The following is a 17,601-nucleotide window of genomic DNA, read 5'->3' on the forward strand; positions in this document are numbered from 1 at the left end:
CAGAGTTCACGCTAATTTAACAAAAATACAGCATCACAATGATGAACGCCGTATAATGAAGCGCTTACGAAGAGGCCACAATGGACGCCATGAAATATCACGATTTACGCGACTTCCTGACGCTGCTTGAACAGCAGGGCGAACTCAAACGCATTTCGCTTGAGGTGGATCCCCACCTGGAAATTACTGAAATTGCCGATCGCACTCTGCGTGCCGGTGGGCCTGCGTTACTGTTTGAGAATCCGAAAGGCTATTCAATGCCGGTGCTGTGTAACCTGTTTGGCACACCAAAGCGTGTTGCGATGGGAATGGGACAAGAAGATGTCTCGGCGCTACGAGAAGTCGGTAAACTGTTGGCGTTTTTGAAAGAGCCAGAGCCACCGAAAGGATTCCGCGATCTGTTTGATAAGCTGCCGCAGTTTAAGCAGGTGTTGAACATGCCGACTAAGCGGTTGCGCGGTGCGCCTTGTCAGCAAAAAATCTACTCAGGCGATGACGTTGATTTAAACCGCATTCCGATTATGACATGCTGGCCGGAAGATGCCGCGCCGCTGATTACCTGGGGACTCACCGTCACGCGTGGTCCGCATAAAGAGCGGCAGAATCTGGGCATCTATCGCCAGCAGTTGATTGGTAAAAACAAGCTTATTATGCGCTGGTTGTCCCATCGCGGCGGCGCGCTTGATTATCAGGAGTGGTGCGCGGCGCATCCTGGTGAACGTTTCCCGGTTTCAGTGGCGTTGGGGGCAGATCCTGCGACCATTCTGGGGGCCGTGACGCCCGTTCCTGATACATTATCCGAGTACGCATTTGCCGGGCTGTTGCGCGGTACCAAGACCGAAGTGGTCAAATGTATTTCCAACGACCTGGAAGTGCCTGCCAGCGCAGAAATCGTACTGGAAGGGTACATCGAACCGGGCGAGCTGGCTCCAGAAGGGCCCTATGGCGATCATACCGGCTACTACAACGAAGTAGATAATTTCCCGGTCTTTACCGTCACCCACATTACCCAACGTGAAGATGCTATTTATCACTCTACCTATACCGGACGTCCGCCTGATGAGCCAGCAGTGCTCGGCGTGGCTCTGAACGAAGTATTCGTTCCTATTCTGCAAAAGCAGTTCCCGGAAATCGTCGATTTTTACCTGCCTCCGGAAGGCTGTTCATATCGTCTGGCCGTGGTGACGATGAAAAAACAGTACGCAGGCCATGCCAAACGCGTCATGATGGGCGTTTGGTCGTTTTTGCGTCAGTTCATGTACACCAAATTTGTTATTGTCTGCGATGATGACGTTAACGCGCGCGACTGGAATGATGTAATTTGGGCTATTACTACCCGTATGGACCCCGCCCGGGATACGGTACTGGTAGAGAATACGCCAATTGATTACCTGGACTTTGCCTCGCCGGTTTCCGGCCTTGGTTCAAAAATGGGGCTGGATGCCACAAATAAATGGCCGGGCGAAACCCAACGCGAATGGGGACGTCCGATTAAAAAAGATCCTGAAGTGACTGCGCGTATTGACGCAATTTGGGATGAACTGGCCATCTTTAATGACGGCAAAAGCGCCTGAGGCGCGATCGTTTTGCCTATTGATCCGACAGAGAGAGCGCATGACAACCTTAAGCTGTAAAGTGACCTCGGTAGAAGCTATAACTGACACCGTATATCGCGTTCGTTTAGTGCCAGACGCGGCGTTTTCCTTTCGTGCTGGCCAGTATTTAATGGTCGTGATGGACGAAAGGGATAAGCGTCCGTTCTCCATGGCATCAACGCCGGACGAGCAAGGATTCATTGAGCTGCACGTTGGCGCCTCTGAGCTAAATCTTTACGCCATGGCCGTGATGGACCGTATTCTGAAAGACCGGGAAATCAAGGTCGATATTCCGCATGGCGAAGCCTGGCTGCGTGATGAAGACGAGCGCCCGCTGATCCTGATTGCCGGAGGTACAGGGTTCTCTTACGTGCGTTCTATTCTGCTTACCGCGCTGGCACGCAATCCCAACCGCGATATCACTATTTACTGGGGCGGGCGCGAAGAGAAGCATCTCTACGATCTCTCAGAGCTGGAAGCATTGTCGGTGAATCACCCGAACCTGCGTGTTGAGCCGGTGGTAGAGCAGCCTGAAGACGGCTGGCGTGGTCGTACGGGAACCGTGTTAACGGCAGTATTGCAGGATTACGGTACTCTGGCGGAACACGATATCTACATTGCCGGTCGTTTTGAGATGGCAAAAATCGCGCGCGACCTGTTCTGTAATGAGCGTCAGGCACGTGAAGATCGCCTGTTTGGCGACGCGTTCGCGTTCATTTAAGCGCTGTGCGCCGGAGTCCTTCCGGCGCATCCATCACCAACCTTACTTCTTCTAACAGGGTGCAAGCCCGGTCTCACTGCTCCTCTTTTCAGCACATTTTTAGTAAACATGTTTTTCCTGTCTATTAACCATAAAACTGATTTTTTGTGACGGGTCTCATTTTGTTTAGTAAACAAAATGGGCAAGCTGTATCGCATCACATTGCTGGACATCAACGAGGGAAAACCATGAGGCTCGGACTGGATATCGGCGGGACTAAAATTGAAGCGGTGGTGATTGATAACGCGGGTGAAATTGTTTACCGCGAGCGATGTGCGACACCAAAGCAGAGTTACGGTGATTTTTTCCAGGCCGTGACGGAGATGATTTCTAAGGCCAGACTGGCCGTTAATCAGTCTTTATCGGTTGGTGTTGGAGTGCCTGGCGCGGTGGATAGCGAAGGTTTGATTAAGAATTCGAACATCCTGGTGTTGAATCAGCAGGCTTTTGCTCAAGACCTTGAGCGAGCGTTAGGAATACCCGTGCCTGTTACTAATGATGCCAACTGCTTTACCCTGTCGGAAGCGATGGACGGTAGCGGACACGGGCATAGCGTGGTATTTGGTGTGATCCTCGGTACCGGTTGCGGCGGTGGACTATGCATCGATAACCGTTTGATCTCCGGACCTAACGCCTGTGCAGGAGAGTGGGGACATAATGCATTGCCGCGCTACCACGAATCTCGGGATGGGGCTGAAGTGACATGCTATTGCGGACAGGTGAACTGTATTGAGAGCTTTATTTCCGGCAGCGGCCTGGAGCGTCAGTATATGAGTCACACCGCACAACATGCAGATGTGCCACATATTATGCAGCGGGTAGAATCGGGTGATGCAGATGCCTGTTTGTTATGGGAACGCTATTGCGATCAACTGGCGCGCGCGTTGGCGGGGGTGGTGAATACGCTCGATCCCGATGTTATCGTGCTGGGCGGTGGGGTATCCAATATCACTTTACTGTACTCAGGCTTGCAGGCGCGAGTGGCGCAGTACGTATTTGGTAAACAGTGCCGTACGCCGATCGTTCAGGCCCGACACGGTGACAGCAGCGGCGTACGCGGCGCGGCCTGGCTGGGGGCGCAAAAGGCCAGCGTAAATCAATGAGAGTGACATGACGAAACCTGTACGTATCAGGGACATTGCCGAAGCTTGTGGTGTCTCGGTTGGCGCGGTTTCCCGCGCCCTGAAAGGGCAGCCAGGGCTACGTGAAGATACCCGGCTGCGCATTATTTCTGTGGCGCAGCAGCAGGGTTATGATTTTTCTCGCCTGCGCGCAGACAAGATCAAACGCGTCCTGTTTTTGCTGCACCGCCAGCACAATATCAGCCGGGCATTGCCGTTTTATTCTCAACTGCTGCTGGGGATAGAAGATAACTGTCGTGACCATGGTATTGCGCTGAGCTTTCTCTCCATTGGTCCAGGCGATGCAGTGAGTGAGCAGGTGATGTTGCACCAGCCTGATGCGCTGATCTGCGCGGGATTTTTTGAGCCTGAATTACTTGGCTTGCTGCAACAGATGAAACTGCCGTTGGTGCTGGTGGATCTCTGGGCGCCGGACCTGCCTTGCGTGAACCCGGACAATACCCAGGGCGGTTATCTGGCCACGCAACATCTGATTGCGCAAGGGCGCAGCCGTATCGCTTTTCTTGCCAGTTCGCTTGCGCACTACAGCATCCGTCAGCGCGAGAAGGGCTACCGTCAGGCATTGTATGAAGCCCGCTTGCTGATGCCGCCAGAGTATGAAGCCATTGCGCCGCCACTGCTGGATACCGAGCAATCTTTGGTGGAGGCGGTTAATGAATTGCTCAGTCTGCCAGAGCCGCCCGACGCCATTTTTGCCTATAACGACGCGGCAGCGCTGGTTGTTCAACGGGTGTGTACGCAGCAGGGTATACGTATCCCGGAAGATCTTGCGTTGGTGGGGTTTGATGATATTGATGCTGCGGCCTGGTCACATCCACCACTCACCACCATTGCGGTTGATAAACAACAATTGGGGCGTGAAGCGCTGCGTTTATTGCTGGAAGAAAATCAGGAAGAGAATCTGCTGTTGCCGGTGCAGTTAGTGGTGCGTGGTAGTTCAGGGAAATAAAAAACCCGCCCCTGACAGGCGGGAAGAACGGCAACTAAACCTTTCCCCGTCATAATTCACTCTGCCTCTTTGTTGGCTGCCTTTGCTCACCCCGGTCACATAGTTATCTATGCTCCCGGGGATTCGCTCAGTTGCCGCCGCGATGCAGCGCGAATTATTTAGGGGAATTTATCTTTGATTAAACTCGCTCAAATACCGTTGCGATGCCCTGGCCTAACCCGATACACATCGTCGCCAGGCCAAACTGTACGTCTTTGCGTTCCATCAGGTTGAGCAGGGTGGTGCTGATACGCGCCCCGGAGCATCCCAGTGGGTGGCCCAGAGCGATCGCGCCGCCGTTGAGGTTGATCTTCTCGTCTATCTGCTCCATCAGTCCCAGATCTTTAATGCACGGCAGGATCTGAGCGGCAAAGGCTTCGTTCATCTCAAACAAGCCGATGTCGCTGGTGGAGAGTCCCGCTTTTTTCAGCGCCAGCTTTGAGGCCGGAACCGGACCGTAACCCATGATTGACGGGTCGCAGCCAACAACAGCCATCGAACGAATACGGGCACGCGGCGTCAGACCCAGTTTACGGGCGCGACTTTCACTCATCACCAGCATCGCCGCTGCGCCGTCGGAGAGCGCGGAGGAGGTACCGGCAGTGACCGTTCCACTAACCGGATCGAACGCTGGGCGCAGGGTGGAGAGCGCTTCAACGGTTGTCTCCGGGCGGATAACCTCATCGTAGTTAAACTGCTTCAGCACGCCGTCGGCATCATGACCGCCGGTCGGGATGATTTCGTTTTTAAATGCGCCAGACTGTGTTGCAGCCCAGGCGCGAGCATGTGAACGTGCGGCGAAAGCATCCTGCATTTCACGGCTGATGCCGTGCATGCGGGAGAGCATTTCTGCGGTCAGACCCATCATCCCCGCCGCTTTTGCTACGTTGCGGCTCATGCCCGGATGGAAATCAACGCCGTGGCTCATTGGTACATGGCCCATATGCTCCACGCCACCAATCAGGCACGCCTGAGCATCGCCGGTCATGATCATACGTGCCGCGTCGTGCAGCGCCTGCATTGATGAACCGCACAGGCGGTTCACGGTGACCGCCGGAACGGAGTGCGGGATTTCCGCCAGCAGCGCGGCGTTACGGGCGATGTTGAAACCCTGCTCCAGCGTTTGCTGCACACAGCCCCAGTAAATGTCATCCAGCGCGGTTGGATCCAGCGCCGGATTACGCGCCAGCAGGCTACGCATTAAGTGTGCGGAGAGATCTTCTGCACGCACGTTACGAAACGCCCCCCCTTTTGAACGGCCCATCGGGGTACGGATCGCATCAACAATTACAACCTGTTCCATTGTGACTCCTTAAGCCGTTTTCAGGCTGCCAACCGGGCGGGCAGGCTCAACCTGGGGATAATACGGTTCGTTATGGCGCGCCTTATCACGCAGACCAGCCGGAACTTCATACAGCGCTCCGAGGTGCTGATACTGCAGGGCCATATCGAGATACTTCGCGCTGCCGAGCGTATCCAGCCAGCGGAACGCGCCCCCGTGGAACGGAGGGAAGCCCAGGCCATACACCAGCGCCATATCGGCTTCTGCCGGGCTGGCGATAATGCCTTCTTCCAGGCACCGTACCACTTCGTTGACCATCGGGATCATCATGCGAGCGATAATCTCTTCATCACTGAATTCGCGTTTCGGCTGGCTGACTTCTGCCAGCAGATCATCAACGGTGGCATCCTCTTCTTTTTTCGGCTTGCCCTTGTTGTCTTCTTTATAACGCCAGAATCCAAGACCGTTTTTCTGTCCGAAACGGTTTGCATCAAACAGGGCGTCTATCGCGTCGCGATAATCTTTCTGCATACGCTGAGGGAAGCCTGCGGACATCACTGCCTGCGCGTGATGTGCGGTATCAACTCCCACCACGTCCAGCAGATAAGCCGGGCCCATCGGCCAGCCAAACTGTTTTTCCATGACTTTGTCGACTTTGCGGAAATCCGCCCCATCGCGCAGCAGCTGGCTAAAACCGGCAAAATACGGGAACAGCACGCGGTTCACGAAGAAACCGGGGCAGTCGTTGACCACAATTGGCGTTTTGCCCATCTGGCTTGCCCATGCGACAACTTTGGCGATGGTTTCATCCGAGCTTTTCTCGCCGCGAATGATCTCAACCAGTGGCATGCGGTGTACTGGGTTAAAGAAGTGCATCCCACAGAAGTTTTCCGGGCGCTTGAGCGCGCTGGCCAGCTCGTTGATTGGGATGGTAGAGGTATTCGACGCCAGTACGGTGTCCGGGCGTACCTGATCTTCGGTTTCCGCCAGTACCGCTTTTTTCACTTTCGGGTTTTCCACGACCGCTTCAACCACCACGTCCACACGCTCAAAACCGCTATAGTCGAGGGTTGGATGAATAGTGGAAATCACGCCCGCCATTTTCAGACCGTCAATTTTGCCGCGCTCAAGCTGTTTGTTCAGCAGTTTGGCCGCTTCGGTCATGCCCAGCGTTAATGATTTGTCGTTGATATCTTTCATGACAACCGGCACGCCTTTCCAGGCTGACTGGTAAGCGATGCCGCCGCCCATAATGCCTGCACCCAGCACTGCCGCTTGCTTTGGTGCTTCAATATTTTTGGTGAGCTTTTTGGCTTTGGCTTTCACGAACTGATCGTTAAGGAAGATCCCAACCAGCGCGCGAGCTTCACTGGTGTGCGCCAGTGGCACAAAGCTTTTATTTTCCAGATTCAGCGCTTCTTCACGGCCAAAACGAGCCGCTGCTTCAATGGTTTTTACCGCGGTAATCGGTGCGGGATAATGCTTACCTGCCGTCTGCGCCACCATGCCTTTGGCGATGGTAAAGCTCATAGCCGCTTCAATTTTGCTGAGTTTCAACGGCTCCAGCTTAGGCTGACGTTTGGCTTTCCAGTCGAGGTCGCCGTTAATCGCCTGACGTAATACCGCGATCGCGCCATCAAGCAGTTTGTCTTGCTTCACTACGCCATCGACCAGACCGATTTTTAGCGCCTGCTCAGCACCAACGTCTTTACCTGCCGCAATAATTTCCAGCGCGCTGTCCGCACCCAGCATACGTGGCATACGCACAGAGCCGCCAAAGCCCGGCATAATGCCCAGCTTGGTTTCCGGCAGACCAATGCGCAGGTCCGGCGTTGCCAGACGATAATCGGTTGCCAGGACACACTCGCAGCCACCGCCCAACGCATAGCCATTTACCGCTGAGAGGGTCGGAACAGGTAGATCTTCGAGGCGGTTAAAGACGCTGTTGGCAAAATGCAGCCACTGGCTCAGTTGCTCTTCAGGCACGAGGAACAGTGAAAGGAATTCGGTGATATCGGCACCAACAATAAAGGCTGCTTTGTTAGAGCGCAGCAGCAGCCCTTTTAAATTCGGTTGTTTTTCCAGCACATCAAGCGCATGGCCCAGGCTGGCAACGGTGGCCGTGTCGAGTTTATTGACCGAACCAGGGGCATCGAACACCAGTTCGGCGATGCCATCTTCCAGCCAGTCGAGGTACAGGGTGTCGCCTTTGTAAAGCATGTCAGTCTCCTGAATCCGCAAGGTGATCTGGTCATACCAGATGAATCGAAGTGTGTGTTTTATGTTAATAAAATGCAAATGAATGATTAAAGAAATGACGATTCGATCACGCTCGCCAGAAATCACGCACTCACAAAGCGATGTGCTAAGATGCGGAGACTTGAGGTCAAAAAAACAGAAGGGTAGAAAATGGAATCACTGGCCGCACTCTATAAAAATCATATCGTTACCTTACAAGAACGGACGCGCGACGCGCTGGAGCGCTTCAAGCTGGATGCGTTACTTATTCACTCAGGCGAACTTGTTAACGTCTTTCTCGACGATCATCCGTACCCGTTTAAGGTCAATCCGCAATTCAAAGCCTGGGTGCCTGTCACGCAGGTTCCTAACTGCTGGTTGCTGGTGGATGGCGTAAACAAGCCGAAACTGTGGTTCTACCTGCCGGTCGATTACTGGCACAACGTTGAGCCGCTGCCGACCTCTTTCTGGACGGAAGAAATCGAGATCATCGCGCTGCCGAAAGCGGATGGTATCGGTAGCCAACTGCCTGCTGCTCGCGGCAATATCGGTTACATTGGCCCGGTTCCGGAACGTGCCCTGCAATTGGACATTGCGGCCAGCAACATCAACCCGAAAGGGGTGATCGACTACCTGCATTATTACCGTGCCTATAAAACGGACTACGAACTGGCCTGTATGCGCGAAGCGCAGAAAATGGCGGTAAATGGACACCGTGCAGCAGAAGAGGCGTTCCGTTCCGGAATGAGCGAGTTTGACATCAACCTCGCTTACCTGACTGCCACCGGTCACCGCGACACCGACGTGCCATACAGCAACATCGTGGCGCTTAACGAGCATGCTTCGGTTCTTCATTACACCAAGCTGGATCATCAGGCGCCGTCTGAAATCCGCAGCTTCCTGCTCGACGCTGGCGCGGAATACAACGGCTATGCGGCAGACCTGACGCGTACCTGGTCGGCGAAAAACGACAACGACTATGCGCATCTGGTGAAAGACGTTAACGACGAAGAGCTGGCGCTGATTGCCACCATGAAAGCAGGTGCCAGCTACGTGGATTACCACATTCAGTTCCACCAGCGCATCGCGAAGCTGCTGCGTAAGCATCAAATCATCACCGATATGAGTGAAGAGGCGATGGTAGAAAACGATCTTACTGGGCCGTTTATGCCACACGGCATTGGTCACCAGTTGGGCCTGCAGGTACATGATGTCGCTGGCTTTATGCAGGATGACAGTGGTACCCATCTGGCCGCGCCGTCGAAGTATCCTTACCTGCGTTGCACCCGCGTATTGCAACCGGGCATGGTTCTGACCATCGAACCGGGCATTTACTTCATTGAATCTCTGCTGGCGCCGTGGCGTGAAGGGCAGTTCAGCAAACACTTCAACTGGCAGAAAATTGAAGCCCTGAAACCGTTCGGCGGTATTCGTATTGAAGACAACGTGGTGGTCCACGAAAACAATATCGAAAACATGACTCGGGATTTGAAACTGGCGTAATGGACAGTTGGTTAATCCCTGCGGGGCCGGTTAGCGTCGTCGAAGAGATCAAAAAAAGCCGCTTCATTACGCTGCTCGCCCATACGGACGGCGTAGAAGCGGCAAAAGCGTTTGTTGAATCAGTCAAAGCGGAACACCCGGACGCCCGCCACCATTGCGTGGCGTGGGTGGCGGGTGCGCCCAATGACTCGCAGCAGCTAGGATTTTCAGACGATGGCGAACCGGCGGGTACGGCAGGTAAACCGATGCTCGCACAGCTGATGGGGAGCGGTGTCGGTGAGATTACCGCTGTAGTCGTGCGCTACTACGGCGGTATCCTTCTCGGTACTGGAGGATTGGTAAAAGCCTACGGCGGCGGTGTGAATCAGGCGTTGCGCCAGTTAACGACACAGCGCAAGACGCCATTAACCGAATATACTTTGCAGTGTGAGTACGGTCAGTTGGCAGGCATTGAAGCTTTGCTGGGGCAGTTTGACGGTAAAGTCGTTGCCAGTGATTACCAGGCTTTTGTTCGACTCAGGGTGGCGCTTCCTTTTGCCAAAGTGGATGAGTTTTCGGCAAAACTGGCGGATTTTAGTCGTGGTTCATTGCAATTGTTAGCGATTGAAGAATAATCCCCACCTCATTTTAAAGAACTAAGGAAGCGGCAGAGATGCATTTTCGCGCCATCACCCGAATCGTTGGACTACTGGTCATCTTATTCTCGGGGACAATGATTATCCCTGGACTGGTAGCGCTCATCTACCGTGACGGGGCAGGGCGTGCATTCACCCAAACTTTCTTCGTTGCTTTGGCGATCGGCTCCATGCTGTGGTGGCCAAACCGTAAAGAGAAGGGCGAGCTGAAATCGCGCGAAGGATTTCTGATTGTCGTTTTGTTCTGGACCGTTCTGGGCAGCGTGGGTGCGCTACCGTTCATCTTTGCGGAAAGCCCTAACCTGACGATAACCGACGCTTTTTTTGAATCCTTTTCCGGATTGACCACTACCGGTGCGACGACGCTGGTGGGGCTGGATTCATTGCCACACGCGATTCTCTTCTATCGCCAGATGCTGCAATGGTTCGGCGGGATGGGGATCATCGTGCTGGCGGTGGCTATCCTGCCTATTCTTGGCGTGGGTGGGATGCAGCTCTATCGGGCAGAAATGCCGGGGCCGCTGAAAGATAATAAGATGCGCCCGCGTATTGCCGAAACGGCGAAAACGCTGTGGCTTATCTATGTATTACTGACGGTGGCGTGCGCGCTGGCGCTATGGTTTGCCGGGATGCCCGCGTTTGACGCCATTGGGCACAGTTTTGCCACGATTGCCATCGGTGGTTTTTCCACACACGATGCCAGCGTGGGGTATTTCGACAGTCCCACGATTAATACGATTATTGCTATCTTCTTGCTGATCTCCGGTTGTAACTACGGTCTGCACTTCTCTTTATTAAGCGGGCGTAGTCTGAAGGTTTACTGGCGCGATCCGGAATTCCGCATGTTCATCGGCGTGCAGTTGACGCTGGTGGCTGTCTGTACGTTGGTGCTGTGGATACACAATACCTATGGCTCGGCGCTCACGACGATTAACCAGGCCTTTTTCCAGGTGGTATCGATGGCGACGACTGCCGGATTTACCACGGACAGTATTGCCCGCTGGCCGCTGTTCCTGCCGGTGCTGTTGCTGTGTTCTGCTTTTATCGGCGGCTGTGCCGGGTCGACGGGGGGGGGCTTGAAGGTGATTCGTATCCTGCTGCTGTTTAAGCAAGGCAACCGCGAATTGAAACGACTGGTTCATCCGAATGCGGTTTACAGTATCAAACTGGGTAACCGTGCGTTGCCGGAGCGAATTCTTGAAGCCGTATGGGGATTCTTCTCTGCCTATGCGTTGGTCTTTATTATCAGTATGCTGGCGATTATTGCGACCGGCGTTGATGACTTCTCCGCGTTTGCCTCTGTTGTGGCAACGTTGAATAACCTGGGGCCTGGACTGGGGGTTGTTGCCGACAACTTTGCCAGTATGAACCCTGTGGCGAAGTGGATCCTGATTGCCAATATGCTGTTTGGTCGTCTGGAGGTCTTTACTCTGCTGGTGCTCTTTACCCCTACCTTCTGGCGTGAATAATGGAGTAACACGTGAAAACACTGATTCTTTTTTCTTCCCGGGACGGACAAACGCGTGAAATCGCTGAATATCTGGCTTCTGAACTCAAAGAGCTGGGCGTTTGGGCAGATGTTGTTAATTTGCATCGTACCGCGGAGCCGGACTGGCAAAATTATGACAGCGTGGTGATTGGCGCCTCGATTCGCTATGGTCATTACCATGCTGCTTTTCAGGAGTTTGTGAAAAAGCATGCCACACGGCTGAATTCGATGCCGAGTGCGTTCTACTCCGTAAACCTCGTTGCCCGTAAACCGGAGAAACGTACGCCGCAAACCAACAGCTATGCGCGTAAGTTCCTGATGAGTTCGCCGTGGCGACCAGATCACAGTGCAGTCATTGCGGGTGCTTTGCTGTATCCCCGCTATCGCTGGTATGACCGAGTTATGATCCAACTGATAATGAAGATGTCAGGCGGTGAAACGGATACGAATAAAGAAGTGGTGTATACCGATTGGGAACAGGTTGCGAGATTCGCGCGGGAAATAGCCCAATTAACCAACAAAACGTCGTTAAAATAAACGTAAAGAATAAAAAATACGCACTCGGAAGATTATTTTAAATTTCCCCTTGTCAGCCTGAAATAACTCCCTATAATGCGCCTCCACTGACACGGAACAACGGATTACAAGCCGCCGGGTCAGCGGGGTTTCACTGAGAACTCCGGCGAAGAAAGCGAAATTAAATGCTTGACTTCGCAGCGGGATGGCGTAATATGCACACCCCGCGCCGCTGAGAAAAAGCGAAGCGGAACTGCTCTTTAACAATTTATCAGACAATCTGTGTGGGCACTCGAAGATACGGATTCTTAACGTCGCAAGACGAAAAATGAATACCAAGTCTCTGAGTGAACATACGTAATTCATTACGAAGTTTAATTCACGAGCATCAAACTTAAATTGAAGAGTTTGATCATGGCTCAGATTGAACGCTGGCGGCAGGCCTAACACATGCAAGTCGAACGGTAGCACAGAGGAGCTTGCTCCTTGGGTGACGAGTGGCGGACGGGTGAGTAATGTCTGGGAAACTGCCCGATGGAGGGGGATAACTACTGGAAACGGTAGCTAATACCGCATAACGTCGCAAGACCAAAGAGGGGGACCTTCGGGCCTCTTGCCATCGGATGTGCCCAGATGGGATTAGCTAGTAGGTGGGGTAACGGCTCACCTAGGCGACGATCCCTAGCTGGTCTGAGAGGATGACCAGCCACACTGGAACTGAGACACGGTCCAGACTCCTACGGGAGGCAGCAGTGGGGAATATTGCACAATGGGCGCAAGCCTGATGCAGCCATGCCGCGTGTATGAAGAAGGCCTTCGGGTTGTAAAGTACTTTCAGCGAGGAGGAAGGCGTTGTGGTTAATAACCGCAACGATTGACGTTACTCGCAGAAGAAGCACCGGCTAACTCCGTGCCAGCAGCCGCGGTAATACGGAGGGTGCAAGCGTTAATCGGAATTACTGGGCGTAAAGCGCACGCAGGCGGTCTGTCAAGTCGGATGTGAAATCCCCGGGCTCAACCTGGGAACTGCATCCGAAACTGGCAGGCTAGAGTCTTGTAGAGGGGGGTAGAATTCCAGGTGTAGCGGTGAAATGCGTAGAGATCTGGAGGAATACCGGTGGCGAAGGCGGCCCCCTGGACAAAGACTGACGCTCAGGTGCGAAAGCGTGGGGAGCAAACAGGATTAGATACCCTGGTAGTCCACGCCGTAAACGATGTCGACTTGGAGGTTGTGCCCTTGAGGCGTGGCTTCCGGAGCTAACGCGTTAAGTCGACCGCCTGGGGAGTACGGCCGCAAGGTTAAAACTCAAATGAATTGACGGGGGCCCGCACAAGCGGTGGAGCATGTGGTTTAATTCGATGCAACGCGAAGAACCTTACCTACTCTTGACATCCAGAGAACTTAGCAGAGATGCTTTGGTGCCTTCGGGAACTCTGAGACAGGTGCTGCATGGCTGTCGTCAGCTCGTGTTGTGAAATGTTGGGTTAAGTCCCGCAACGAGCGCAACCCTTATCCTTTGTTGCCAGCGGTCCGGCCGGGAACTCAAAGGAGACTGCCAGTGATAAACTGGAGGAAGGTGGGGATGACGTCAAGTCATCATGGCCCTTACGAGTAGGGCTACACACGTGCTACAATGGCATATACAAAGAGAAGCGACCTCGCGAGAGCAAGCGGACCTCATAAAGTATGTCGTAGTCCGGATTGGAGTCTGCAACTCGACTCCATGAAGTCGGAATCGCTAGTAATCGTGGATCAGAATGCCACGGTGAATACGTTCCCGGGCCTTGTACACACCGCCCGTCACACCATGGGAGTGGGTTGCAAAAGAAGTAGGTAGCTTAACCTTCGGGAGGGCGCTTACCACTTTGTGATTCATGACTGGGGTGAAGTCGTAACAAGGTAACCGTAGGGGAACCTGCGGTTGGATCACCTCCTTACCTTAAAGAACCTGCCTTTGTAGTGCTCACACAGATTGTCTGATGAAAATTAGCAGTAAGAAAATCTCTGCAGGCTTGTAGCTCAGGTGGTTAGAGCGCACCCCTGATAAGGGTGAGGTCGGTGGTTCAAGTCCACTCAGGCCTACCAAATTCGCTTCCGTGCTGTGTTACGGCGATGCTCGCATACTTTAGTATGCTTCGCACCACCGCGCCTTGCCCGGAAACGAATTAGGGTACAGAGATTAGCATTTACGATGGGGTTATAGCTCAGCTGGGAGAGCGCCTGCCTTGCACGCAGGAGGTCTGCGGTTCGATCCCGCATAGCTCCACCATCTTTACTGCAAAAACACAAGAAAACTTCAGAGTGTACCTGAAAAGGTTCACTGCGAAGTTTTGCTCTTTAAAAATCTGGATCAAGCTGAAAATTGAAACGACACACTGTTTCATTTCTCCGTAATAAGAAATGAAAAATGGTGTGTTCGAGTCTCTCAAATTTTCGCAACACGATGATGAATCGAAAGAAACATCTTCGGGTTGTGAGGTTAAGCGACTAAGCGTACACGGTGGATGCCCTGGCAGTCAGAGGCGATGAAGGACGTGCTAATCTGCGATAAGCGTCGGTAAGGTGATATGAACCGTTATAACCGGCGATTTCCGAATGGGGAAACCCAGTGTGATTCGTCACACTATCATTACGTGAATACATAGCGTAATGAAGCGAACCGGGGGAACTGAAACATCTAAGTACCCCGAGGAAAAGAAATCAACCGAGATTCCCCCAGTAGCGGCGAGCGAACGGGGAGCAGCCCAGAGTCTGAATCAGCTTGTGTGTTAGTGGAACGGTCTGGAAAGTCCGACGGTACAGGGTGATAGTCCCGTACACCAAAATGCACAGGTTGTGAACTCGAAGAGTAGGGCGGGACACGTGGTATCCTGTCTGAATATGGGGGGACCATCCTCCAAGGCTAAATACTCCTGACTGACCGATAGTGAACCAGTACCGTGAGGGAAAGGCGAAAAGAACCCCGGCGAGGGGAGTGAAAAAGAACCTGAAACCGTGTACGTACAAGCAGTGGGAGCATCCTTTTGGGTGTGACTGCGTACCTTTTGTATAATGGGTCAGCGACTTATATTCTGTAGCAAGGTTAACCGTATAGGGGAGCCGAAGGGAAACCGAGTCTTAACTGGGCGTTAAGTTGCAGGGTATAGACCCGAAACCCGGTGATCTAGCCATGGGCAGGTTGAAGGTTGGGTAACACTAACTGGAGGACCGAACCGACTAATGTTGAAAAATTAGCGGATGACTTGTGGCTGGGGGTGAAAGGCCAATCAAACCGGGAGATAGCTGGTTCTCCCCGAAAGCTATTTAGGTAGCGCCTCGTGAATTCATCTTCGGGGGTAGAGCACTGTTTCGGCTAGGGGGTCATCCCGACTTACCAACCCGATGCAAACTGCGAATACCGAAGAATGTTATCACGGGAGACACACGGCGGGTGCTAACGTCCGTCGTGAAGAGGGAAACAACCCAGACCGCCAGCTAAGGTCCCAAAGTCATGGTTAAGTGGGAAACGATGTGGGAAGGCACAGACAGCCAGGATGTTGGCTTAGAAGCAGCCATCATTTAAAGAAAGCGTAATAGCTCACTGGTCGAGTCGGCCTGCGCGGAAGATGTAACGGGGCTAAACCATGCACCGAAGCTGCGGCAGCGACACTATGTGTTGTTGGGTAGGGGAGCGTTCTGTAAGCCGTTGAAGGTGTGCTGTGAGGCATGCTGGAGGTATCAGAAGTGCGAATGCTGACATAAGTAACGATAATGCGGGTGAAAAACCCGCACGCCGGAAGACCAAGGGTTCCTGTCCAACGTTAATCGGGGCAGGGTGAGTCGACCCCTAAGGCGAGGCCGAAAGGCGTAGTCGATGGGAAACAGGTTAATATTCCTGTACTTGGTGTTACTGCGAAGGGGGGACGGAGAAGGCTATGTTAGCCGGGCGACGGTTGTCCCGGTTTAAGCATGTAGGCGGAGGTTCCAGGTAAATCCGGTACCTTTTTAACGCTGAGGTGTGATGACGAGGCACTACGGTGCTGAAGTAACAAATGCCCTGCTTCCAGGAAAAGCCTCTAAGCATCAGGTAACACGAAATCGTACCCCAAACCGACACAGGTGGTCAGGTAGAGAATACCAAGGCGCTTGAGAGAACTCGGGTGAAGGAACTAGGCAAAATGGTGCCGTAACTTCGGGAGAAGGCACGCTGATATGTAGGTGAAGTGATTTACTCATGGAGCTGAAATCAGTCGAAGATACCAGCTGGCTGCAACTGTTTATTAAAAACACAGCACTGTGCAAACACGAAAGTGGACGTATACGGTGTGACGCCTGCCCGGTGCCGGAAGGTTAATTGATGGGGTTATCCGTAAGGAGAAGCTCTTGATCGAAGCCCCGGTAAACGGCGGCCGTAACTATAACGGTCCTAAGGTAGCGAAATTCCTTGTCGGGTAAGTTCCGACCTGCACGAATGGCGTAATGATGGCCAGGCTGTCTCCACCCGAGACTCAGTGAAATTGAACTCGCTGTGAAGATGCAGTGTACCCGCGGCAAGACGGAAAGACCCCGTGAACCTTTACTATAGCTTGACACTGAACACTGGTCCTTGATGTGTAGGATAGGTGGGAGGCTTTGAAGTGTGGACGCCAGTCTGCATGGAGCCATCCTTGAAATACCACCCTTTAATGGCTGGTGTTCTAACGTGGACCCGTAATCCGGGTTGCGGACAGTGTCTGGTGGGTAGTTTGACTGGGGCGGTCTCCTCCTAAAGAGTAACGGAGGAGCACGAAGGTTAGCTAATCCTGGTCGGACATCAGGAGGTTAGTGCAAAGGCATAAGCTAGCTTGACTGCGAGAGTGACGGCTCGAGCAGGTGCGAAAGCAGGTCTTAGTGATCCGGTGGTTCTGAATGGAAGGGCCATCGCTCAACGGATAAAAGGTACTCCGGGGATAACAGGCTGATACCGCCCAAGAGTTCATATCGACGGCGGTGTTTGGCACCTCGATGTCGGCTCATCACATCCTGGGGCTGAAGTAGGTCCCAAGGGTATGGCTGTTCGCCATTTAAAGTGGTACGCGAGCTGGGTTTAGAACGTCGTGAGACAGTTCGGTCCCTATCTGCCGTGGGCGCTGGAGAATTGAGGGGGGCTGCTCCTAGTACGAGAGGACCGGAGTGGACGCATCACTGGTGTTCGGGTTGTCATGCCAATGGCATTGCCCGGTAGCTAAATGCGGAAGAGATAAGTGCTGAAAGCATCTAAGCACGAAACTTGCCCCGAGATGAGTTCTCCCTGAGACTTTAAGTCTCCTGAAGGAACGTTGAAGACGACGACGTTGATAGGTCGGGTGTGTAAGCGTAGCGATACGTTGAGCTAACCGATACTAATGAACCGTGAGGCTTAACCTTACAACGCCGAAGATGTTTTGGCGAAGAGACGACATTCAGCTTGATACAGATTACATTAACCGGCGAA

Annotated in this window: 10 protein-coding genes, 2 tRNA genes and 2 rRNA genes; 12 read left to right on the forward strand and 2 right to left on the reverse strand. The window is 53.1% G+C overall.

The annotated features are described in order from the left end of the window. The first annotated feature begins 80 nt into the window (after positions 1–80). The 4 genes from ubiD to WN16_RS04035 all read left to right on the forward strand — a co-directional run bounded on the left by ubiD (position 81) and on the right by WN16_RS04035 (position 4,446). Positions 81–1,574, forward strand: a complete 1,494-nt coding sequence (gene ubiD / locus WN16_RS04020) for a 4-hydroxy-3-polyprenylbenzoate decarboxylase (protein ID WP_003844649.1) — start codon at positions 81–83, stop codon at positions 1,572–1,574. A gap of 40 nt (positions 1,575–1,614) precedes the next feature. Beyond that, positions 1,615–2,316 carry an NAD(P)H-flavin reductase gene (fre, locus tag WN16_RS04025; protein WP_003017873.1) on the forward strand — a complete coding sequence of 234 codons (702 nt, stop codon included), beginning with the start codon at positions 1,615–1,617 and terminating at the stop codon, positions 2,314–2,316. A 227-nt stretch (positions 2,317–2,543) separates the two neighbouring features. Then, on the forward strand, positions 2,544–3,458 hold the full coding sequence (locus WN16_RS04030; protein ID WP_003844652.1) for an ROK family protein: 915 nt from the start codon (positions 2,544–2,546) through the stop codon (positions 3,456–3,458). 7 nt (positions 3,459–3,465) lie between these two features. After that, positions 3,466–4,446 carry a LacI family DNA-binding transcriptional regulator gene (locus WN16_RS04035; protein ID WP_003841244.1) on the forward strand — a complete coding sequence of 327 codons (981 nt, stop codon included), beginning with the start codon at positions 3,466–3,468 and terminating at the stop codon, positions 4,444–4,446. A 178-nt stretch (positions 4,447–4,624) separates the two neighbouring features. Here the strand turns inward: WN16_RS04035 and fadA are convergent, their stop codons facing one another. Next, positions 4,625–5,788: an acetyl-CoA C-acyltransferase FadA gene (gene fadA / locus WN16_RS04040; protein WP_044702241.1), complete on the reverse strand. Its 1,164-nt coding sequence runs from the start codon at positions 5,786–5,788 to the stop codon at positions 4,625–4,627. A 9-nt stretch (positions 5,789–5,797) separates the two neighbouring features. Further along, positions 5,798–7,987: a fatty acid oxidation complex subunit alpha FadB gene (fadB, locus tag WN16_RS04045; RefSeq protein ID WP_044702244.1), complete on the reverse strand. Its 2,190-nt coding sequence runs from the start codon at positions 7,985–7,987 to the stop codon at positions 5,798–5,800. Positions 7,988–8,176: 189 nt separating this feature from the next. On the opposite strand from fadB, the gene pepQ reads away from it, so the two are divergent. From pepQ to WN16_RS04085, 8 genes are all read left to right on the forward strand, one after another. Continuing rightward, positions 8,177–9,508: a Xaa-Pro dipeptidase gene (gene pepQ / locus WN16_RS04050; RefSeq protein ID WP_003841250.1), complete on the forward strand. Its 1,332-nt coding sequence runs from the start codon at positions 8,177–8,179 to the stop codon at positions 9,506–9,508. Continuing rightward, on the forward strand, positions 9,508–10,122 hold the full coding sequence (locus WN16_RS04055; protein WP_003841252.1) for an IMPACT family protein: 615 nt from the start codon (positions 9,508–9,510) through the stop codon (positions 10,120–10,122). Before pepQ ends, WN16_RS04055 begins: the two co-directional genes overlap by 1 nt. Before the next feature lie 38 nt (positions 10,123–10,160). Continuing rightward, on the forward strand, positions 10,161–11,612 hold the full coding sequence (gene trkH, locus WN16_RS04060; RefSeq protein ID WP_003017848.1) for a Trk system potassium transporter TrkH: 1,452 nt from the start codon (positions 10,161–10,163) through the stop codon (positions 11,610–11,612). Positions 11,613–11,623: 11 nt separating this feature from the next. Then, the gene (gene hemG, locus WN16_RS04065) at positions 11,624–12,169 is read left to right on the forward strand and encodes a menaquinone-dependent protoporphyrinogen IX dehydrogenase (protein WP_003017846.1); all 546 of its coding nucleotides are present in this window, start codon (positions 11,624–11,626) and stop codon (positions 12,167–12,169) included. Between the two features lie 375 nt (positions 12,170–12,544). Next, positions 12,545–14,086: ribosomal RNA gene (locus tag WN16_RS04070) — 16S ribosomal RNA — on the forward strand. Positions 14,087–14,157: 71 nt separating this feature from the next. Continuing rightward, a tRNA-Ile gene (locus WN16_RS04075) sits at positions 14,158–14,234 on the forward strand. A 108-nt stretch (positions 14,235–14,342) separates the two neighbouring features. Further along, positions 14,343–14,418: transfer RNA gene (locus WN16_RS04080), tRNA-Ala, on the forward strand. A 208-nt stretch (positions 14,419–14,626) separates the two neighbouring features. Continuing rightward, positions 14,627–17,534 (forward strand): 23S ribosomal RNA (locus WN16_RS04085). The 16S and 23S rRNA genes sit together here with 2 tRNA genes alongside, the layout of an rRNA operon. Positions 17,535–17,601 lie beyond the last annotated feature (67 nt).

The organism is Citrobacter sp. ABFQG, from assembly GCF_004322975.1.
GTDB classification, from domain to species: domain Bacteria; phylum Pseudomonadota; class Gammaproteobacteria; order Enterobacterales; family Enterobacteriaceae; genus Citrobacter; species Citrobacter freundii.